19 protein-coding genes are annotated in these 18,633 nt (G+C 69.2%); 7 read left to right on the forward strand and 12 right to left on the reverse strand.

From position 1 onward, the window contains the following. The first annotated feature begins 33 nt into the window (after positions 1–33). Positions 34–927, forward strand: coding sequence for an NAD(P)-dependent oxidoreductase (locus D9C15_RS15210; protein WP_127998647.1), 894 nt, complete (start codon positions 34–36; stop codon positions 925–927). Positions 928–938: 11 nt separating this feature from the next. On the opposite strand, the gene D9C15_RS15215 is transcribed toward D9C15_RS15210, so the two are convergent. The 3 genes from D9C15_RS15215 to D9C15_RS15225 all read right to left on the reverse strand — a co-directional run bounded on the left by D9C15_RS15215 (position 939) and on the right by D9C15_RS15225 (position 2,628). Further along, positions 939–1,574 carry a BON domain-containing protein gene (locus D9C15_RS15215; protein ID WP_127998649.1) on the reverse strand — a complete coding sequence of 212 codons (636 nt, stop codon included), beginning with the start codon at positions 1,572–1,574 and terminating at the stop codon, positions 939–941. Continuing rightward, entirely contained in the window at positions 1,571–2,167 is a 597-nt protein-coding gene (locus D9C15_RS15220) for a phosphoheptose isomerase (protein WP_127998651.1), read from the reverse strand. Before D9C15_RS15220 ends, D9C15_RS15215 begins: the two co-directional genes overlap by 4 nt. Before the next feature lie 65 nt (positions 2,168–2,232). Then, positions 2,233–2,628, reverse strand: a complete 396-nt coding sequence (locus tag D9C15_RS15225) for a YraN family protein (RefSeq protein ID WP_127998653.1) — start codon at positions 2,626–2,628, stop codon at positions 2,233–2,235. On the opposite strand from D9C15_RS15225, the gene rsmI reads away from it, so the two are divergent. After that, a complete protein-coding gene (gene rsmI / locus D9C15_RS15230; RefSeq protein ID WP_127998654.1) occupies positions 2,621–3,535 on the forward strand; it encodes a 16S rRNA (cytidine(1402)-2'-O)-methyltransferase in 915 nt (304 codons plus the stop codon). The two genes, D9C15_RS15225 and rsmI, sit on opposite strands and share 8 nt — an antisense overlap. Before the next feature lie 28 nt (positions 3,536–3,563). Here the strand turns inward: rsmI and D9C15_RS15235 are convergent, their stop codons facing one another. Beyond that, positions 3,564–3,911 carry a hypothetical protein gene (locus tag D9C15_RS15235; RefSeq protein ID WP_127998656.1) on the reverse strand — a complete coding sequence of 116 codons (348 nt, stop codon included), beginning with the start codon at positions 3,909–3,911 and terminating at the stop codon, positions 3,564–3,566. A gap of 164 nt (positions 3,912–4,075) precedes the next feature. Between D9C15_RS15235 and tldD the strand changes: the two genes are divergently transcribed. From tldD to D9C15_RS15250, 3 genes are all read left to right on the forward strand, one after another. Beyond that, entirely contained in the window at positions 4,076–5,551 is a 1,476-nt protein-coding gene (gene tldD / locus D9C15_RS15240; RefSeq protein ID WP_127998658.1) for a metalloprotease TldD, read from the forward strand. Between the two features lie 243 nt (positions 5,552–5,794). Continuing rightward, positions 5,795–6,913, forward strand: coding sequence for a 3-deoxy-7-phosphoheptulonate synthase (locus D9C15_RS15245; RefSeq protein WP_127998660.1), 1,119 nt, complete (start codon positions 5,795–5,797; stop codon positions 6,911–6,913). Between the two features lie 150 nt (positions 6,914–7,063). Continuing rightward, positions 7,064–7,312 carry an EF-hand domain-containing protein gene (locus D9C15_RS15250; protein WP_127998662.1) on the forward strand — a complete coding sequence of 83 codons (249 nt, stop codon included), beginning with the start codon at positions 7,064–7,066 and terminating at the stop codon, positions 7,310–7,312. Positions 7,313–7,342: 30 nt separating this feature from the next. On the opposite strand, the gene D9C15_RS15255 is transcribed toward D9C15_RS15250, so the two are convergent. Continuing rightward, positions 7,343–7,915, reverse strand: coding sequence for a cob(I)yrinic acid a,c-diamide adenosyltransferase (locus D9C15_RS15255; RefSeq protein ID WP_127998664.1), 573 nt, complete (start codon positions 7,913–7,915; stop codon positions 7,343–7,345). Positions 7,916–7,971: 56 nt separating this feature from the next. On the opposite strand from D9C15_RS15255, the gene D9C15_RS15260 reads away from it, so the two are divergent. Then, a complete protein-coding gene (locus D9C15_RS15260) occupies positions 7,972–9,387 on the forward strand; it encodes an FAD-binding oxidoreductase (protein ID WP_127998666.1) in 1,416 nt (471 codons plus the stop codon). Positions 9,388–9,396: 9 nt separating this feature from the next. Here D9C15_RS15260 and D9C15_RS15265 read toward each other — a convergent pair whose 3' ends face one another. The 5 genes from D9C15_RS15265 to D9C15_RS15285 form a co-directional block, all read right to left on the reverse strand. Then, positions 9,397–11,022: a SpoVR family protein gene (locus tag D9C15_RS15265; protein WP_127998668.1), complete on the reverse strand. Its 1,626-nt coding sequence runs from the start codon at positions 11,020–11,022 to the stop codon at positions 9,397–9,399. Then, on the reverse strand, positions 11,019–12,299 hold the full coding sequence (locus tag D9C15_RS15270) for a YeaH/YhbH family protein (RefSeq protein ID WP_205854807.1): 1,281 nt from the start codon (positions 12,297–12,299) through the stop codon (positions 11,019–11,021). The genes D9C15_RS15265 and D9C15_RS15270 overlap by 4 nt, the downstream gene beginning before the upstream one ends. A gap of 26 nt (positions 12,300–12,325) precedes the next feature. Next, positions 12,326–14,248, reverse strand: a complete 1,923-nt coding sequence (locus tag D9C15_RS15275; protein ID WP_127998670.1) for a PrkA family serine protein kinase — start codon at positions 14,246–14,248, stop codon at positions 12,326–12,328. A gap of 325 nt (positions 14,249–14,573) precedes the next feature. Further along, entirely contained in the window at positions 14,574–15,467 is an 894-nt protein-coding gene (locus D9C15_RS15280) for a ParB/RepB/Spo0J family partition protein (protein WP_127998672.1), read from the reverse strand. A 19-nt stretch (positions 15,468–15,486) separates the two neighbouring features. After that, positions 15,487–16,047: an RBBP9/YdeN family alpha/beta hydrolase gene (locus D9C15_RS15285; RefSeq protein ID WP_127998674.1), complete on the reverse strand. Its 561-nt coding sequence runs from the start codon at positions 16,045–16,047 to the stop codon at positions 15,487–15,489. Positions 16,048–16,086: 39 nt separating this feature from the next. Here D9C15_RS15285 and argC point away from each other — a divergent pair, with 39 nt between their 5' ends. Beyond that, positions 16,087–17,028, forward strand: a complete 942-nt coding sequence (gene argC / locus D9C15_RS15290; protein WP_127998676.1) for an N-acetyl-gamma-glutamyl-phosphate reductase — start codon at positions 16,087–16,089, stop codon at positions 17,026–17,028. A gap of 16 nt (positions 17,029–17,044) precedes the next feature. Here argC and D9C15_RS15295 read toward each other — a convergent pair whose 3' ends face one another. After that, positions 17,045–17,839, reverse strand: coding sequence for a GNAT family N-acetyltransferase (locus tag D9C15_RS15295; RefSeq protein ID WP_127998678.1), 795 nt, complete (start codon positions 17,837–17,839; stop codon positions 17,045–17,047). A gap of 5 nt (positions 17,840–17,844) precedes the next feature. Further along, entirely contained in the window at positions 17,845–18,618 is a 774-nt protein-coding gene (locus D9C15_RS15300; protein ID WP_127998680.1) for a ParA family protein, read from the reverse strand. Positions 18,619–18,633 lie beyond the last annotated feature (15 nt).

Genomic DNA, 18,633 nt, shown 5'->3' on the forward strand with positions numbered 1-18,633 from the left:
TCTCTCGAGGCCGTGATCGTTTCCGGAGCCCGCATGAACACGAAGTCGTACGAGAGCCTTCCGCCGCGCCCCGCGGCCTTCCTCGGCCTGGGCGTGATGGGCCACCCGATGGCCGGGCACCTGGCGCGCGCCGGGCACCGCGTGACGGTCTACAACCGCACGGCCGCCAAGGCCGCCGCCTGGGCCGGCGAGTACGGTGGCGCCACGGCCGCCACGCCGCGCGAGGCGGCCCAGGGCGCGGACCTGGTGTGCGCCTGCGTCGGTAACGACGACGACCTGCGCTCCGTCGCGCTCGGCCCCGACGGCGCCTTCGCCGGCATGCCGCGCGGCGCGGTGTTCGTCGACCACACCACCGCCTCGGCCGAGGTGGCACGCGAGCTGTACGCGGCCGCGAAGGAGCGTGGCGTGCATTTCGTCGATGCGCCCGTCTCGGGCGGCCAGGCCGGGGCGGTGAACGGCGTGCTGACGGTGATGTGCGGTGGCGATGCCGAGCCCTTCGAGCGCGTCAAGCCGGTGCTCGGCGCCTATGCGCGCGCGGTGACGCTGGTGGGCACGAGCGGCGCCGGCCAGCTCGCCAAGATGGTCAACCAGACCGCCATCGCCGGGCTGCTGCAGGGCCTGGCCGAGGCGATCGCCTTCGGCCAGAAGGCCGGCCTGGACATGAAGCTGGTGCTGGAGGTGATCGGCAAGGGCGCCGCGCAGAGCTGGCAGATGGACAACCGCGGCGGCACGATGATCGAGAACCGCTTCGACTTCGGCTTCGCGGTCGACTGGATGCGCAAGGACCTCGGCCTGGTGCTCGAGGAGGGCCGCCGGCTCGGCGCGCGGCTGCCGGTCACGGCGCTGGTGGACCAGTTCTACGCCGACGTGCAGGCCGCCGGCGGCAACCGGCTCGACACCTCGAGCCTGATCAAGCGGCTGCGTTAGCCCGCCGGCCGTCAGGGCGCCTTCTGGACGGACTTGGGCACCATGTCCGCCAGCTCGGCCTCGCTGACCACCTCGAACACGCGCACCACCTTCTGCACGCCGCCGACGCCGCGCGCGATCTCGCTCGCGCGCGTGGCCTCGCGTTCGGTGACGCGGCCCATCAGGTAGACCACGCCCCGCTCGGTGACCACCTTGAAGGCGTTGGCCTGCAGGTCCTTCGCGTCGACGAAGCTCGCCTTGACCTTGCTGGTCAGGATGGTGTCGTTCGAGCGGCTGGTCAGCGAGGTCGCGCCCATCACGCCGAGCTCGTTGACGATCGAGCGCACGTTCTCGATGCGCGCGACGTTCTGCTCGACGGCGGCCTTGTCGGCCTCGCTGGCCACCTCGCCGGTCAGCAGCAGCATGCGGTTGTAGCTGGTCGCGTTCACGTGGCCGCGGTCGCCGATGGCCTCGCGCACGCGCGACAGCGTCTTCAGCTCGATGCCCTGGTCCTCGACCTGGGTGCCGGAGGTGCGGCGGTCGGCCACCACCAGGGTGGTGCCGACCACGGCGCCGCCCACGAGCAGCGGCGCACAGGCCGAGAACAGCGAACTGGCGGCCAGCGCCGCCAGCAGCGCGGAACGCCGCGCGATCGAGGAGCGGATCATGTGTTTTCCTGTTCTCCGAGCAGCTGCAGGTCGACCGCATCGCAGATGCAGTGCAGCGCGAGGATGTGGACTTCCTGGATGCGCGCGGTGCGCTCGTGCGGCACGCAGATGTGCACGTCGGTCTCGCCCAGGCGCTCACGCAGCTTGCCGCCGCCGCGCCCGGTCAGCGCGATCACGGTCATCTCCTTGGCGCGCGCCGCGTCGACCGCCGCCAGCACGTTGGCCGAGTTGCCGCTGGTCGTGATGGCCACCAGCACGTCGCCCGGCGCGCCGAGCGCCTGCACCTGCTTGGAGTAGATCGAGTTGAAGTCGTAATCGTTGCCGATCGCCGTCAGGATCGAGGTGTCGGTGGTCAGCGCGATGGCCGCGAGGCCGGGGCGCTCGCGTTCGAAGCGGCCGACGAACTCGGCGGCGAAATGCTGCGCATCGCTGGCCGAGCCGCCGTTGCCGCAGGCCAGCACCTTGCCGCCTGCCGTGATGCAGCCCACCACCGCGCCGACGGCGTCGGCGATCGGCTTGGCCAGGATCTCGGCGGCCGCGTACTTCAGGTCGGCGCTGTCGAAGAACTGCTGCTGGATGCGTTGTTCAAGCATGACGGGCGATCATAAGACAGGCGTCCGGCGGGCCGGTTCCGTCCCGGTTTCGTGCGGCAACGTGCTCAGGACGCGTCGAACGCGCCGCGCAGCCACTCGAGCCGGCCATCCTCGAGCGCGACCACGTCGAAGCGGCAGGGCGGCGGGCTGGCGAAGCGCAGCAGGTAGTGCCCGGCCGCGTACACGAGGCGCCGGCGCTTGGTCGCCACGACGCTCGCCGCGGCGCCGCCGAAGCGGTCGCTGGCGCGGGCGCGCACCTCGACGAACACCAGCGTGCCGTCGGGCTCGCGCATCACCAGGTCGATCTCGCCGCCGCGCCCGGTGGGCCCGCGCGCGACCCGATAATTGCGCTCGACCAGCACCAGGCCCTGCGCCTGCAGGTGAGCGAGCGCCGCCGACTCGGCGGCATCGCCGGTGGCCTTGGTGGTCACCCCGGTCGACGAGCCCCGCTTCGTGAACATCGATCCCGTCCCCTCCCTGCGCCAGGCCGCGGCTGCCGCGGCCGGCACCCAGCAGCACCCCGCCGGGGCACTGTACGTGGTGGCCACGCCGATCGGCAACCTGGCGGACCTGAGCCTGCGCGCCATCCACCTGCTCGGCCTGGCCGACACCATCGCCTGCGAGGACACGCGCCACACCGCGCCGCTGCTGCGCCACCTCGGCATCGACGGCAAGGCGCTGCTGCCGGTGCATGAGCACAACGAGCGGTCGGCGGCCGAGGTGGTGATCGCCCGGCTCGCGGCCGGCGAACGGGTGGCGCTGGTCAGCGACGCCGGCACGCCGGCCATCAGCGACCCGGGTGCGGCGCTGGTGGCGGCAGTGCGCGCGGCCGGATACCGCTGCATCCCGATACCGGGAGCGAGCAGCGCGCTGGCCGCGGTCAGCGTGGCCGGCGACCTGCGCGGCCAGGGGTTCCGGTTCGTCGGCTTCCTGCCGGCGCGCAGCGGCGAGCGCGCGCAAGCGCTGCAGGCCCTGGCCGCCTCGCGCGAGACCGGCGTGGTGTTCGAGGCGCCGCACCGCATCGAGGCCCTGGCCACCGCGCTGGCGGCGGCCTGCGGCGATCGCCCGCTCACGCTGTGCCGCGAGTTGACCAAGCAGTTCGAGACGGTGGTGACGCTGCCGGCACGCGAACTGCCGGACTGGCTGGCGGCCGACGCAAACCGGCTGCGCGGGGAGTTCGTGCTGGTGCTGCATGCGCTCGCAGAAGAGACCGCCGGCGCGGCCGGCGCGCACGACCGCACGCTGGCCACGCTGCTGGCGGAACTGCCGCTCAAGCAGGCCGTGGCCCTGGCCGCCAGCCTCACCGGCGCGCCCCGGAATGCGCTCTACGAGCGCGCGCTGGCACTCAAGAACGCCGACAACAGCTGAACGCGATCAGGGCGCGGTCAGGGCGCGTTCAGGTGCCGCTCTTCGGCGCGACCTGGGCGTCGTGCTTCTGGCGCTTGATGCTGCGGCTGGCGTGGTTCTGCATCTTGTGCAGCTGCCGGCGCTCGTGGCGCGTCACCGTGCCATCCGCCTTGGCCGTGTTCTCGGCCTTGTCGACGGCAGCCTGCTTGCGCTCGAGCCGGTGGGTCTCGCGCTTCGTCAGCGCGCCCGAGGCCACGCCCTGGTCGATGCGCCTTTCCTGGTTCGCCTGCCGCTGGTCGATGCCGGGCGTGGCGGCAGGTGAGGACGCGGCCTGGGCGAAGGCGGCGGCAGCGCTCAGGGCCAGGAGGGCAGCGGCAAGGGGCTTGATGACGTTCATGTCGATTCCTGTGGGCGACGGTTCAAGGGTTGCGGGGCGCGACGGCTCCGTGCCGTTCCAACGAAGCGTTCGCGACGGCCGTGCACCCGCCCTGTGTAAAGCCCGGTAAAGCTGCGCGCGGCGACGCCGCTCCTACAATGGTCCGGCACCTCGAAGGAGTGCCCATGATCTCGCGCGAACCGACCATCGAACGCCTGGCCATCGCCCGCTCGTTCCTGCTCGAACCCTTCGGCCTGACCGAGGCCACGCTGGCCAAGGCGCTGGCGTCGATCGCCACCCACCGCATCGACGACGCCGACCTGTACTTCCAGTACACCCGCAGCGAGGGCTGGAGCCTCGAGGAGGGCATCGTCAAGAGCGGCAGCTTCGGCATCGACCAGGGCGTGGGCGTGCGCGCGGTGGCGGGCGAGAAGACCGCCTTCGCCTATTCGGACGACATCTCCGAGGCCGCGCTGCTCGACGCCGCGGCCACGGTGCGCAGCATCGCCGCCGCGGGGCAGAGCCGGCGCGTCAAGACGGGCGGTGCGACGAAGGTCGCTGCCAGCCGCGTGCTCTACCCGCCGATGGACCCGATCGCCACGCTCGACAGCACGCAAAAGGTGGCGCTGCTCGAGAAGGTGGAGAAGCTCGCCCGCGCGAAGGACCCGCGCATCGTGCAGGTGATGGCGGGCCTGGCCGGCGAATATGACGTGGTGCTGGTGGCGCGTGCCGACGGCACGCTGGCGGCCGACGTGCGGCCGCTGGTGCGGCTGTCGGTCACCGTGATCGCCGAGCAGACGGTCGACGGCCAGGTGCGGCGCGAGGTCGGCACCGGCGGCGGCGGCGGGCGCTTCGGCTTCGGCTATTTCCACGACGCGGTGATCGAGGGCTATGTCGAGCAGGCGGTCAACGCGGCGCTGACCAACCTCGAGTCGCGCCCGGCCAAGGCCGGCGAGATGAACGTGGTGCTCGGTCCCGGCTGGCCCGGCGTGCTCCTGCACGAGGCGGTCGGCCACGGCCTGGAGGGCGACTTCAACCGCAAGGGCTCGAGCGCCTTCTCCGGCCGCATCGGCCAGCGCGTGGCGGCCAAGGGCGTGACGGTGCTCGACGACGGCACCCTGCCGGACCGGCGCGGCTCGCTGAACGTCGACGACGAGGGCCACCCCTCGCAGCGCAACGTGCTGATCGAGGACGGCATCCTGAAGGGCTACATCCAGGACGCGCTGAACGCCCGCCTGATGAAGGTGAAGCCCACCGGCAACGGCCGGCGCGAGAGTTATGCGGCGGTGCCGATGCCGCGCATGACCAACACCTACATGCTCGGCGGCGACAAGACCAGGGAAGAGATCATCGCCGGCCTCAAGCGCGGGCTGTACGCCACCAACTTCGGCGGCGGGCAGGTGGACATCACCAGCGGCAAGTTCGTGTTCTCGGCCAGCGAGGCCTTCTGGGTCGAGAACGGCCGCATCCAGTACCCGGTCAAGGGCGCGACCATCATCGGCAACGGCCCGGACGCGCTGACCCGCGTGACCGCGATCGGCAACGACATGAAGCTCGATACCGGCGTGGGCGTGTGCGGCAAGGACGGCCAGAGCGTGCCGGTCGGCGTCGGCCAGCCGACGCTTCGCATCGACGCGCTGACCGTGGGCGGCACCGCATGAGCCGTTTCGTGCGCGCCACGCCGGCGCTTGACGCAGTGCAGCACCCGCGTGCTACAGTCCCTGCCATGCGTTCGCGCCAGTATTTCTTTGCGTACTTTTGGTTCTCGCACCGCCCGGCGGATGGAGAGGCCCCTCTGTAAGCAAAGCAGAACGCGCCAAGATCCAGCAAACCGCCGGGCTCCAGCCCGGCGGTTTTTTTTCGTCCCCGCACCACTCGAACACCACCCGAAGGAGCCGCCGCCCATGTCTGCCAAGTCCACCAGCAGCCCGGAGGGTTGGTATGCGCACACCGAACGCACCAGCCAGACCGACGACCAACGCATCGAGGATGTCGTGCCGCTGCCGCCGCCCGAACACCTGATCCGCTTCTTCCCGATCGCCGGCACGGCGGTGGAGAAGCTGATCGGCCGCACCCGCGCGGCGATCCGCGACATCATGCAGCGCAAGGACGACCGGCTGCTGGTGATCATGGGCCCGTGTTCGATCCACGACCCGGCCGCCGCGCTCGACTACGCGCGCCGCCTGAAGGCGCAGCGCGACAAGTTCGCCGGCACGCTGGAGATCGTGATGCGGGTGTACTTCGAGAAACCGCGCACCACGGTGGGCTGGAAGGGCCTGATCAACGACCCCTACCTCGACGAGAGCTACCGCATCGACGAGGGCCTGCGCATCGCACGCCAGCTGCTCGTCGAGATCAACCGGCTCGGCATGCCGGCGGGCAGCGAGTTCCTCGACGTGATCTCGCCGCAGTACATCGGCGACCTGATCTCCTGGGGCGCGATCGGCGCACGCACCACCGAGAGCCAGGTGCACCGCGAGCTGGCCTCGGGCCTGTCGGCGCCGATCGGCTTCAAGAACGGCACCGACGGCAACATCAAGATCGCGATCGACGCGATCCAGGCCGCGGCACGGCCGCACCATTTCCTGTCCGTCCACAAGAACGGCCAGGTGGCGATCGTCGAGACCCGCGGCAACAAGGACTGCCACGTGATCCTGCGCGGCGGCAAGGCGCCGAACTACGACGCTGCCAGCGTGGCCACAGCCTGCAAGGAAATCGAGGCGGCCAAGCTCGACTGCACGCTGATGGTGGACTGCAGTCACGCCAACAGCAGCAAGCAGCACGAGCGCCAGCTCGAGGTGGCGCGCGACATCGGCACGCAGATCGCCGGCGGCAGCCGCTGCATCTTCGGCGTGATGGTCGAGAGCCACCTGAACGGCGGCGCGCAGAAGTTCAGCCCGGGCAAGGACGACCCGGAGAAGCTCGAGTACGGCAAGAGCATCACCGACGCCTGCATCGGCTGGGAGCCCTCGCTGCAGGTGCTTGAGACGCTGCACGACGCCGTGAAGGCGCGTCGCCGCTGACATGATTGGACATGTGAGCAAGCACTTGCAATAGCTGGTAAGCAGTCTGGGCGCGGCCGTAATCGAGGTGAAGCGGAGAAAGAAGGCTGGCCTGCGGGGCCCGGGAGCGCTGCAATGGCGCTTCCCTCAACCGACCCCGGAGGTCACACCATGAAGAAACTCCTCGCCCTCCTTGCCGCCTCGAGCCTCGCGCTCGGCGCCCTGGCGCAGACGGCGGCCGCCGACCCGGCCGCGGCGCAGGCCGCCTTCAAGAAGGCCGATGCCAACGGCGACGGCAAGCTGTCCAAGGACGAGGCGGCCAAGTTGCCGAAGATCGCCTCGATGTTCGACACCCTCGACCAGAACAAGGACGGCGCGCTCGACCTGGCCGAGTTCTCGGCCGGCTTCACCGCGGCCTGACGGCCGGCTCGCGCGCGGCCACTCCCGCACTCAAGTGCCGCGCGCGAGCTTCTCGCTCTTCCAGTAGACGTCGTCGCCGCCGCGGCCGTCGAGGTTGGCGCGATTCAGCACACGCGCCAGCACGAACAGCAGGTCAGACAGCCGGTTCAGGTACTGGCGCGGCGGATCGCGCAGCGGCTCGGCATGGTTGAGCGCCACCACCGCGCGCTCGGCCCGCCGCGCAACGGTGCGGCACACATGCGCCAGCGCGGCGCTGCGCGTGCCGGCCGGCAGGATGAACTCCTGCAGCTTGGGCAGCGTGGCGTTGTGCTGCGCCAGCGCCTCGTCGAGCCGCAGTACGGCCTCGTCCTTGAGCAGCTGGAAGCCGGGGATGGACAGTTCGCCGCCCAGGTTGAACAGCTCGTGCTGGATCACCACCAGCAGCTCGCGCACGTCGTCGGGCAGCGGCTCGGCCAGCAGCACGCCCAGGTTCGAGTTCAGCTCGTCGACATCGCCCATGGCCTGCACGCGCAGGTGGTCTTTCGCGACGCGCGTGCCGTCGCCCAGCCCGGTGGTGCCGTCGTCGCCGGTGCGGGTGGCGATCTGCGTGAGGCGTTGTCCCATGGGCCCGATGGTAGCCAATGCCTAGAATGATCCGCACCCACCAGCCGGAGCCCGTGATGAACGCACCGACCGATCTGCCCTGGCGCAGCAACGCCCGCGCGGTGCCCGGCGCGATGCTGGAGGCCCTGCGGGCACGTTTCGGCGAGCGGTTGTCCACGGCGGCTGCGGTGCGCGAGCAGCATGGCCGCGACGAGAGCCCTTTCCCGGTCACGCCCCCCGATGCGGTCGTGTTCTGCGAGAGCACCGACGAGGTGGCCGCGGTGGTACGGCTCGCGAACGACCATGCGGTGCCGGTGATTCCCTACGGCGTCGGCAGTTCGCTCGAGGGACACCTGCTGGCCATCGAGGGCGGCATCAGCGTCGACCTGTCGCGCATGACACGCATCGTGCGGCTGAACCCCGAGGACCTGACCGTCACGGTCGAGGCCGGCGTCACGCGCGAGCAGCTCAATCGCGAGATCCGCGACCAGGGCCTGTTCTTCCCGATCGACCCCGGTGCCAATGCCACCCTCGGCGGCATGGCCGCCACCCGGGCCAGCGGCACGAACGCGGTGCGCTACGGCACGATGCGCGAGAACGTGCTCGGGCTTACCGTGGTCACGGCCCGCGGCGAGGTGGTGCGCACCGGCACGCGCGCGAAGAAGTCCTCCGCCGGCTACGACATGACGCGCCTGTTCGTCGGCAGCGAAGGCACGCTCGGCGTGATGACCGAGGTCACGCTCAAGCTCTACCCGCTGCCCGAGGCGGTGAGCGCGGCGATCTGCCACTTCCGCGACATCGGCGACGCGGTGCGTGCGACGATCCAGACCATCCAGATGGGCGTGCCGATCGCCCGCTGCGAGCTGCTCGACGTGAACGCCGTGCGTGCGGTCAACGCGCACAGCAAGCTGGGCCTGCGCGAGGCGCCGATGCTGCTGATGGAGTTCCACGGCAGCGACGCGAGCGTCAAGGAGCAGGCCGAGACCGTGCAGGCCATCGCCAGCGAGCTCGGCGGCGAGAACTTCGAATGGGCCAGCACGCCCGAGGAGCGCACGCGGCTGTGGACCGCGCGGCACAAGGCCTATTTCGCCGGCATGGCGATGAACCCGGGCTGCCGCACCGTGACCACCGACACCTGCGTGCCGATCTCGCGCCTGGCCGAGATCATCGAGGCCTCGGTGCGCGAGGCGGACGAATCGCGCCTGCCGTACTACATCGTCGGCCATGTCGGTGACGGCAACTTCCACCTCGCCTACCTCGTCAAGGACGGCGACGCGCCGCAGCGCGCGCTGGCCGAGCAGCTCAGCCTGCAGATGGTGCAGCGGGCGATTGCGTTCGAAGGCACCTGCACCGGCGAACACGGCATCGGCCTGCACAAGATGGCCTTCCTGCCCCAGGAGGCCGGCGAAGGCACGGTCGAACTGATGCGTCAGGTCAAGCGCGCGCTCGACCCGAAGAACATCATGAACCCGGGAAAGATCTTCAGCCTGTAGATCCGGCCGTCAACGGTTGTGCGCCGGCGCCGGCACCGACCAGTGCTTGGTCACCGCGCCGGACGAATCCACGCTGTCGAGCTGCACGCCGAAGCCCCACAGCCGCGCCACGTGCTTGAGCACCTCCTGCGCGGTGTCGTGAAGCGGCCGGTTGTTGTGCTGCGTGTGACGCAGCGTGAGTGACCGGTCGCCGCGCAGGTTGACGCTCCACACCTGGATGTTCGGCTCGCGGCTGCCCAGGTCGTACTGGTGCGACAGCGCCTCGCGTACCGCGCGGTAGCCCGCCTCGTCGTGGATGGCCGAGACCTCCAGCTCCGACTCCTTCTCGTCGTCGACGATCGAGAACAGGCGGAACTCGCGCATCAGCTGCGGCGACAGGTACTGCCCGATGAAGCTCTCGTCCTTGAAGTTGCGCATCGCGTGGTCGAGCGTCTCGAGCCAGTCGCTGCCGGCGATCGCCGGGAACCAGTGCCGGTCCTCGTCGGTCGGCTTCTCGCAGATGCGCTTGATGTCGGTGTACATCGCGAAGCCGAGCGCATACGGGTTGATGCCGCTGTAGTGCGGATGCCCCACCGGTGGCTGGTAGACGACGTTGCTGTGCGACTTCAGCCACTCGATCATCATGCCGTCGCTCAGGTGGCCGTCGTCGTACAGCGTGTTCAGCAGCTTGTGGTGCCAGAAGGTGGCCCAGCCTTCGTTCATCACCTGGGTCTGGCGCTGCGGATAGAAGTACTGCGCCACCTTGCGCACGATGCGCACGATCTCGCGCTGCCAGGGCTCGAGCAGGGGCGCGTTCTTCTCGATGAAGTAGAGCAGGTTCTCCTGCGGCTCCTCCGGGAAGCGGCGCGACTCCTTCTCCTCGGCCGCCTTCTCGGCCCGCCGCGGCAGCGTGCGCCACAGGTCGTTGATCTGCTGCTGCGCGTAGGCCTCGCGGTCCTTCTGGCGCAGCTGCTCCTGCGCGAGGCTGAGCTTGCTCGGGCGGCGGTAGCGGTCCACGCCGTGGTTCATCAGCGCGTGACAGCTGTCGAGCAGCTCCTCGACGGCATCGAGCCCGTGGCGCTCCTCGCAGGCGGCGACGTAGTTCTTCGCGTAGACCAGGTAGTCGATGATCGACGCCGCGTCGGTCCACATGCGGAACAGGTAGTTGCCCTTGAAGAAGCTGTTGTGGCCGTAGGCGGCATGCGCGATCACCAGCGCCTGCATCGCCATCGTGTTCTCCTCCATCAGGTAGCTGATGCAGGGGTTGCTGTTGATGACGATCTCGTAGGCCAGGCCCATGTGGCCGCGCTTGTAGTTCTTCTCGGTGGCGATGAACTCCTTGCCGTAGCTCCAGTGCCGGTAGTTGACCGGCATGCCGACCGACGCGTAGGCATCCATCATCTGCTCGGCGGTGATGATCTCGAGCTGGTTCGGGTAGGTGTCCAGGCCGTAGCGCTCGGCCGTGTCGCGGATCACCGCGTGGTAGCGCTCGATCAGTTCGAACGACCAGTCGCTCGGCGCCGGCAGGTGCTCCTTGGCACGCGGCGGCGTGACGATCTCGGACGCGCGCCGCACCCGGCCCTTGAGCGGCTTGGAGAGCTCGGGTTCGAACAGGTCGGCCGTGCCGTCGGGCAGGAAGGTCGCCTTGCGCGTCATGCCGCTGCTCCCTCTTTCTTGAACAGGTCGCGGAACACGGGATAGATCTGGTTCGCCTCGGTCACCTTGCGGATCGCAAAGGTCTTGTTCTCCGCGGCCAGCGCCGCGTATTCGTCCCACAGGTTCTGCTCTTCCTCGGCCACCTGCACGTAGGCGAAGTAGCGGCACAGGGGCAGGATGCGGTCGGCCAGCAACTCGCGGCAGCGGCCGCTGTCGTGGTGCCAGTTGTCGCCGTCGCTCGCCTGCGCGCCGTAGATGTTCCACTCGCTGGTGGGGTAACGCGCCCGGGCGATCTCGTCCATCAGCACCAGCGCGCTCGAGACCACCGTGCCGCCGGTCTCGGTGGCGTGGAAGAAGTTGTGCTCGTCGACCTCCTGCGCCTGCGTGTGGTGGCGGATGAAGACGATGTCGATCTTCTCGTAGTGCCGAGTCAGGAACAGGTACAGCAGGATGAAGAAGCGCTTGGCCAGGTCCTTGCGGGCCTCGTCCATCGAGCCGGAGACGTCCATCAGGCAGAACATCACCGCCTTGCTGGTGGGCACCGGCACGCGCACGCGGCTGCGGTAGCGCAGGTCGATCGGGTCGAGGTAGGGAATGCGCTCGAGCCGCGCGCGCAGCTCGGCGATCTCCTGCTCGAGCGCGGGAATCTCGCGCGCGAACGGATTCGGCTCCGGATGGCGCTTCAGCGCCTCGAGCCGTTCCTCGAGCTGGCGCAGCTCGCGGCGCGATTCGCTGCCCAGCGCAATGCGCCGGCCGATCGCGCCACGCATCGAGCGCACCACGTGCAGGTTGTTCGGCGTGCCGTCGCTGCTGAAGCCGGCGCGGTGCGTCTTGAACTCGGGCGTCTCGGCCAGCGTGGTGCGTGCGAGGTTGGGCAGGGCCAGGTCGTCGAAGAAGACCTGCATGAACTCTTCCTTGCTGAGGTGGAAGACGAAATCGTCCTCGCCCTCGCCGGAATCGCTGGCCTGCGAGCCGCCGCCGCCCCCGCCACCGCCCTTGGGCCGGGCGATGCGGTCGCCGCGCATGTAGTCCTGGTTGCCCGGGTGCACCATCTCGCGCTTGCCGCCCTGGCCATGGCCGAACACGGGCTCGGAGATGTCGCGCCTGGGGATGCGGATGTCCTCGCCCTTCTCGATGTCGCGGATGCCGCGCCCGTCGACCGCGCGCTTGACCGCCTCGCGGATCTGCTCCTTGTGCCGGCGCAGGAACCGCTCGCGGTTGCCGATGGACTTGTTCTTGCCCGCCAGCCGCCGGTCGATGATCGATTGGATGGTCATGACACCTCTGGGCCGCAACTACCGCGTCATGAAGACTTGCGCACACGCAGGTACCACTCGCACAGCAGGCGCACCTGCTTCTGCGTGTAGCCCTTGGCCACCATGCGGGTCACGAAGTCCTCGTGCTTCTTGGCCTCGTCGGCGCTCGCCTTGGCGTTGAAGCTGATGACCGGCAGCAGCTCCTCGGTGTTGGAGAACATCTTCTTCTCGATCACCGTGCGCAGCTTCTCGTAGCTGGTCCACAGCGGGTTCTTGCCCGCGTTGTTGGCCCGCGCGCGCAGCACGAAGTTGACGATCTCGTTGCGGAAGTCCTTCGGGTTGGCGATGCCGGCCGGCTTCTCGATCTTCTCCAGCTCGGAGTTCAGGCTGGCACGGTCGAACACCTCGCCGGTGTCGGTGTCGCGGTACTCGTGGTCCTGGATCCAGTAGTCGGCGTAGGTGACGTAGCGGTCGAAGATGTTCTGCCCGTACTCGCTGTAGCTCTCCAGGTAGGCGGTCTGGATTTCCTTGCCGATGAACTCGGCATAGCGCGTGGACAGGTGCTCCTTGATGAAGGCGAGGTACTTCTGCTCGGTCTCGGCCGGGAACTGCTCGCGCTCGATCTGCTGCTCGAGCACGTACATCAGGTGCACCGGGTTGGCGGCCACCTCGGTCGAGTCGAAGTTGAACACCTTGGAGATGATCTTGAACGCGAAGCGCGTCGAGATCCCGCTCATGCCCTCGTCGACGCCGGCATAGTCGCGGTACTCCTGGATGGACTTGGCGCGCGGGTCGGTGTCCTTCAGGTTCTCGCCGTCGTACACCAGCATCTTGCTGAAGATGCTCGAGTTCTCCGGCTCCTTCAGGCGCGTGAGCACCGAGAACTGGGCCATCATCTTAAGCGTACCCGGCGCGCAGATCGCCTGCGCCAGCGAGGAGCCCTTGATAAGCTTCTCGTAGATCTTGATCTCTTCCGTCACGCGCAGGCAGTACGGCACCTTGACGATGTAGATGCGGTCGAGGAAGGCCTCGTTGTTCTTGTTGTTGCGGAACGCCTTCCACTCGCTCTCGTTGGAGTGCGCGAGCACCACGCCGTCGAACGGGATCGCGCCGAAGCCCTCGGTGCCCTTGAAGTTGCCTTCCTGCGTCGCCGTCAGCAGCGGGTGCAGCACCTTGATCGGCGCCTTGAACATCTCGACGAACTCGAGCAGGCCCTGGTTGGCCAGGCACAGGCCGCCGGAGAAGCTGTAGGCGTCCGGGTCGTCCTGCGCGTAGGTCTCGAGCTTGCGGATGTCGACCTTGCCGACGAGGCTGGAGATGTCCTGGTTGTTCTCGTCGCCCGGCTCGGTCTTGGCCACCGCGACCTGCTTGAGCACCGACGGGTAGCGCTTGACGATCCTGAACTTGCGGATGTCTCCGCCGAACTCCTCGAGACGTTTGACGGCCCAAGGTGACATGATCCGGTTCAGGTAGCGACGCGGAATGCCATATTCCTTCTCGAGGATGGGACCATCCTCGGCCGGATCGAACAGCCCGAGCGGAGACTCGTTCACCGGTGAGCCCTTGATCGCGTAGAAGGGCACCTGTTCCATCAGCTGCTTCAGGCGCTCGGCGATCGAACTCTTGCCACCGCCCACCGGGCCGAGCAGGTAGAGGATCTGCTTCTTCTCCTCCAGCCCCTGCGCGGCATGCCGGAAGTAGGAGACGACCTGCTCGATCGAGTCCTCCATGCCGTAGAACTCCGCGAAGGCCGGGTAGATCTTGATGATCTTGTTCGCGAAGATGCGCGACAGACGCGGGTCGTTGCGTGTGTCGACCGTCTGCGGCTCGCCGATCGCCTGGAGCATGCGCTCGGCCGCGGTCGCGTACGCCACCGGGTTGCGCTTGCACTCGGCGAGGTACTCCTCGAGCGTGAGCTCTTCCTCGCGGGTGCGCTCGTAGCGCGCAGCGAAACTGCTGATCACATCCATGCCGATCTCCTACTCAGGACCGCGGCACCCGGTGTGTGGCCGGCTGCCGCGAGGGGGGAAGTTCTGATGAAGTCCCCTGGGCTTCATCAGAGCTTTCCAGATCGATCGGCGTTTCGTCTGCTCAAGCTTCCTGCATCTTGCTCCTGCCGTCGCCCGGAGAACAAGGGGCATCACCCCTCAGTTCGTTCCCGGATTGCACGGCAGGGCAGTCAGCAAGTAACGTGCCTCGTGTCCGAACGGTTGATCGGATCATCGCGCAGGCGAGCCGGCTTCGTGCGAAGCGGCACGAAACACCTGCTCGCGGCAGGCGCACTCTGGCTGCGTGTCAGCGCGAGCCGATGCCGAGCTTGTCCAGCAGTCCGTTGAGTTCGTCCAGCGAGCCGAAGCCGATCGCGACCTCGCCCTGCTCGCCGCGCTTGGTGCGCTTCTTGATGCGGATCTCCACCGGCGCGGTCAACACGTCGGCGAGTTCCTCCTCGAGCCGCGCCAGGTCGCGCGGCTTGTCCTTGGGCACACGCAGCAGCGGCTGCTGGCGTGCATGGCCGATCTTGGTGGCGAGGCGCTCGGTCTCGCGCACGCTGAGCTTGCGCGCCACCACTTCGCCGGCGGCGAGGATCTGCTGCGCGCCCTCCAGCGGCAGCAGCGCGCGGGCATGGCCCATGTCGAGGTCGCCGGCCATCAGCATCTGCTGCACCGGCTCGGCCAGCTGCAGCAGGCGCAGCAGGTTGCTGGCGGCACTGCGCGAGCGGCCCACCGCCTGCGCGGCCTGCTCGTGCGTCAGGCCGAACTCGTCGGTCAGCCGCTTCAGGCCCTGTGCCTCCTCGAGCGGATTGAGGTCCTCGCGCTGGATGTTCTCGATCAGCGCCATCGCCGCGGCGGCCTCGTCGGGCACCGCCTTGACGAGCACCGGCACCTCGTCGAGCCCGGCCAGCCGCGCGGCGCGCATGCGGCGCTCGCCGGCGATGATCTCGTAGCGACCGGCCGCCAACGGCCGCACCAGGATCGGCTGCATCACGCCCTGCGCCTTGATGCTCTCGGCCAGCTCGTACAGCGAGCCCTCGTCCATGCGGGTGCGCGGCTGGTACTTGCCGGGCTGCAGCAGGTCCAGGCGCAGCGTCGACGGCGCGCTGGCGGCCGTCGCCGGCGGAGCGTCGGAAACCTTGGGCCCGAGCAGTGCCTCGAGCCCCATCCCCAGGCCCTTGGGTTTCTTCGTCACCATGGGCGGCGATTGTGCGCGATCAGGCGTGAGCGTCGATCAAGGCCTGCAGCAGGGCGCGCCCGGCCGGCCAGTCGCCCAGGCCCGACTCGGCATTGACATGGCCGCGGGCGCCGATGTCGTGCGGTGTCGCGCCCCAGTCGGCCACCATGCCGGCAGCGCGAGCCGGGTCGCAGTACGGGTCGTCGCGGCTGGTCACCGCCACGGCGGGGAAGGGCAGGCGCTGCCGCACGATCGCTCGCCATCCGGCGAGCGGCGGCGGGAAGTCCTCGCGCTCGCTGTCGGGGGGCGCCACGAGCAGCGCCGCACGCACCCGCGCCACGTTCGCCGAGTGCGCCGCCCAGGCCGCCACCAGGTGGCAGCCCAGGCTGTGGGCCACCAGCACGGCCGGCGCCTCGGCCTCCAGCACCACCTCCTCCAGCCGCGCCATCCAGTCGCCGCGGCGCGGCCAGTCCCAGTCGGACTGCTCGACGCGCCGGTCGCCGTACAGCGCCTCCCAGCGGCTCTGCCAGTGGCCGGCGCCGGAGTTCTGCCAGCCCGGCAGCAGCAGGATCCGAGGGTTGCTCCGGAGGGTGCGGGACATCGTGGCTTATCCTAGCGCCCTCACCGACCGGACACCGCCATGAGCACCCGCGTTTTCGTCGACGGCCAGGAGGGCACCACCGGCCTGCGCATCCACGAGTACCTCGCCCAGCGCAGCGACATCGAGGTGCTGCGCATCGACCCCGAGCGCCGCAAGGACCCGGCCGAACGCGCCCGCCTGCTCAACGCCGCCGACGTGGCCTTCCTCTGCCTGCCCGACGCGGCTGCGAAGGAAGCGGCCGCGCTGGTGACGAACCCGGCCACCTGCCTGATCGACGCGAGCACCGCGCACCGCACGGCGCCCGGCTGGGTGTTCGGCCTGCCCGAACTCGCGCCGGGCCAGCGCGCCGCACTGCGCGCCGGCAAGCGCATCGCCAACCCTGGCTGCCATGCCACCGCCTTCATCCTGCTGGTGCGGCCACTGGTCGACGCCGGGCTGCTGCCGACCGACCTGCCGCTGGCGGCCACCTCGCTGACCGGCTACTCCGGCGGTGGCAAGAAGATGATCGAGCAGTACCAGGCCGGCGGCGACGCCCGGCTGGAGTCGCCGCGCCCCTACGCGCTGAAGCTCGCGCACAAGCACCTGCCGGAGATGCAGGCCCATGGCGGGCTCCGGGTGAAGCCGATCTTCCTGCCGATCGTTGCCAGCTTCTACAAGGGTTTGGCGGTGAGTGTGCCCTTGCATCTTTCACAGCTGCCGGCGGGCACCACGGCCGAGAAGCTGCACCAGGCCTACGCGCAGCGCTACGCGGGCGAGCGTTTCGTGCGCGTGATGCCGCTGTCGGACCCGGCCACGCTGGAGGACGGCTTCTTCGACGTGCAGGCCTGCAACGACACCAACCGCGTCGACGTGTTCGTCTTCGCGGGCGAGGGCCAGGTGATGCTGATGGCGCGCCTGGACAATCTCGGCAAGGGCGCCAGCGGTGCCGCGGTGCAGTGCATGAACGTGCACCTGGGCGTGGACGAGGGCCTCGGGCTCTGACACCCGGCCCGGCCGCTCAGGCCGCGTCCGGATCGCGCGTGCGGTAGTGGTAGGCGTAGCCGTCGGCGAAACCGAGGCGGTGGTAGACGGTGCGGGCGGGCCGATTGTCGCGGTCGACCTGCAAGTAGGCATGCCGTGCACCGAGTTCGCGCGCCCGCGCGAGCAGCCCGGCACACAGCATCGAGGCCAGCCCGCGGCCGCGCGCCGGCTCCGCCGTGAACACGTCGTACACGCCGACCAGGTCGTCCTCGAGTGCGAACTGGCCACAGGCCAGCACCTCGCCGTCGACCTTCAGCTCGAACGCGCTGAACGGCACCGGCGACTGGGCCAGCCGCTGGGCATGCGCCTGGCGCTGCGCCAGCGGCGAGCCGCGCAACGCCCCGATCCGCTGACAGAAGGCTTCGAGCCCGACCTGCTGCAGTTCCATGGTGTCCGGCAGGCTCGGCGGAACGATGTCGTCCAGCGCTTCCAGCACCATCACCCGGGTGTCGTCGAAGCGGCACAGCCCGAGCGATTCCAGCTGCGTGTCCAGCCCGGCCGGCTGCGCGAACGGCGTGATGCGCACGATCAGCGGCAGGCCGGCGGCGTCGAACACCGCCTGGCAGGCGGCAAGCTTGTCCGGCACCGGCCGGCGCCCGGTGGCCACCGGGTTGATGCAGCGGGCCCGCTTGGCCTTGCCGGGCGAGAAGCGGAGCAGCCAGCCGTCGACCCAGCGCTGCTGGGGCGGGGCGCTGGCGTTCAGGCCAGCGTCCTCGACCCGCGCGAGCAGCCCCGTGTCGAAGCTGCGGGTCGTCACCGGGTTCATCTTCATCGGGATCAGCGCATCGCGTCGATGCGCCGCACCATCTCGGACGCGAACTCGACGAAGGCCTGAGCCCCGCGCGACGCCGGATCGAACACCACCCCAGGCAGGCCGTAGCTCGGCGCCTCGGCAAGGCGGACGTTGCGCGGGATCACCGTGTCGAACACCTTGTCGCCGAAGTGCGACTTGAGCTGCTCGCTGACCTGCTGCTGCAGCGTGATGCGCGGGTCGAACATCACGCGCAGCAGGCCGATGATCTGCAGGTCCGGGTTCAGGTTGGCATGCACCTGCTTGATGGTGTTGACCAGGTCCGACAGGCCCTCGAGCGCGAAGTACTCGCACTGCATCGGCACCACCACGCCATGCGCCGCGCACAGGCCGTTGAGGGTGAGCAGGCTGAGCGACGGCGGGCAGTCGATCAGCACGAAGTCGTACTCGGTGTCGACGGCCGCCAGGGCGCCTTTCATGCGCTTGTCGCGCCGCTCGAGTTCGACCAGCTCCACCTCGGCGCCGGCCAGCTCGCGGTTGGCGCCGAGCACGTCGTAGCCGGTCTTCTCGTTGCGCTGCCGCGCCTCGGCCACCGAGGCCGACTCGAGCAGCACGTCGTAGACGGACAGCGCCAGCGCCCGCTTGTCCACGCCCGAGCCCATCGTGGCGTTGCCCTGCGGATCCAGGTCGACCACCAGCACCCGCTGGCCGATCCGGGCCAGGCCGGCGGCGAGATTCACCGTCGTCGTCGTCTTGCCGACGCCGCCTTTCTGATTGGCGATGCAGAAGATTCGAGCCATGGGCAGGGGTTCTCG

The organism is Piscinibacter defluvii (assembly GCF_004011805.1).
In the GTDB taxonomy this organism is placed as follows: domain Bacteria; phylum Pseudomonadota; class Gammaproteobacteria; order Burkholderiales; family Burkholderiaceae_C; genus Piscinibacter; species Piscinibacter defluvii.

Coding starts and splice junctions, on each gene's coding strand:
- D9C15_RS15210 (WP_127998647.1), top strand. CDS start 34: ATGAACACGAAGTCGTACGAGAGCCTTCCGCCGCGCCCCGCGGCCTTC.
- D9C15_RS15215 (WP_127998649.1), bottom strand. CDS start 1,574: ATGATCCGCTCCTCGATCGCGCGGCGTTCCGCGCTGCTGGCGGCGCTG.
- D9C15_RS15220 (WP_127998651.1), bottom strand. CDS start 2,167: ATGCTTGAACAACGCATCCAGCAGCAGTTCTTCGACAGCGCCGACCTG.
- D9C15_RS15225 (WP_127998653.1), bottom strand. CDS start 2,628: ATGTTCACGAAGCGGGGCTCGTCGACCGGGGTGACCACCAAGGCCACC.
- D9C15_RS15235 (WP_127998656.1), bottom strand. CDS start 3,911: ATGAACGTCATCAAGCCCCTTGCCGCTGCCCTCCTGGCCCTGAGCGCT.
- tldD (WP_127998658.1), top strand. CDS start 4,076: ATGATCTCGCGCGAACCGACCATCGAACGCCTGGCCATCGCCCGCTCG.
- D9C15_RS15245 (WP_127998660.1), top strand. CDS start 5,795: ATGTCTGCCAAGTCCACCAGCAGCCCGGAGGGTTGGTATGCGCACACC.
- D9C15_RS15250 (WP_127998662.1), top strand. CDS start 7,064: ATGAAGAAACTCCTCGCCCTCCTTGCCGCCTCGAGCCTCGCGCTCGGC.
- D9C15_RS15255 (WP_127998664.1), bottom strand. CDS start 7,915: ATGGGACAACGCCTCACGCAGATCGCCACCCGCACCGGCGACGACGGC.
- D9C15_RS15260 (WP_127998666.1), top strand. CDS start 7,972: ATGAACGCACCGACCGATCTGCCCTGGCGCAGCAACGCCCGCGCGGTG.
- D9C15_RS15265 (WP_127998668.1), bottom strand. CDS start 11,022: ATGACGCGCAAGGCGACCTTCCTGCCCGACGGCACGGCCGACCTGTTC.
- D9C15_RS15270 (WP_205854807.1), bottom strand. CDS start 12,299: ATGACCATCCAATCGATCATCGACCGGCGGCTGGCGGGCAAGAACAAG.
- D9C15_RS15275 (WP_127998670.1), bottom strand. CDS start 14,248: ATGGATGTGATCAGCAGTTTCGCTGCGCGCTACGAGCGCACCCGCGAG.
- D9C15_RS15280 (WP_127998672.1), bottom strand. CDS start 15,467: ATGGTGACGAAGAAACCCAAGGGCCTGGGGATGGGGCTCGAGGCACTG.
- D9C15_RS15285 (WP_127998674.1), bottom strand. CDS start 16,047: ATGTCCCGCACCCTCCGGAGCAACCCTCGGATCCTGCTGCTGCCGGGC.
- argC (WP_127998676.1), top strand. CDS start 16,087: ATGAGCACCCGCGTTTTCGTCGACGGCCAGGAGGGCACCACCGGCCTG.
- D9C15_RS15295 (WP_127998678.1), bottom strand. CDS start 17,839: ATGAAGATGAACCCGGTGACGACCCGCAGCTTCGACACGGGGCTGCTC.
- D9C15_RS15300 (WP_127998680.1), bottom strand. CDS start 18,618: ATGGCTCGAATCTTCTGCATCGCCAATCAGAAAGGCGGCGTCGGCAAG.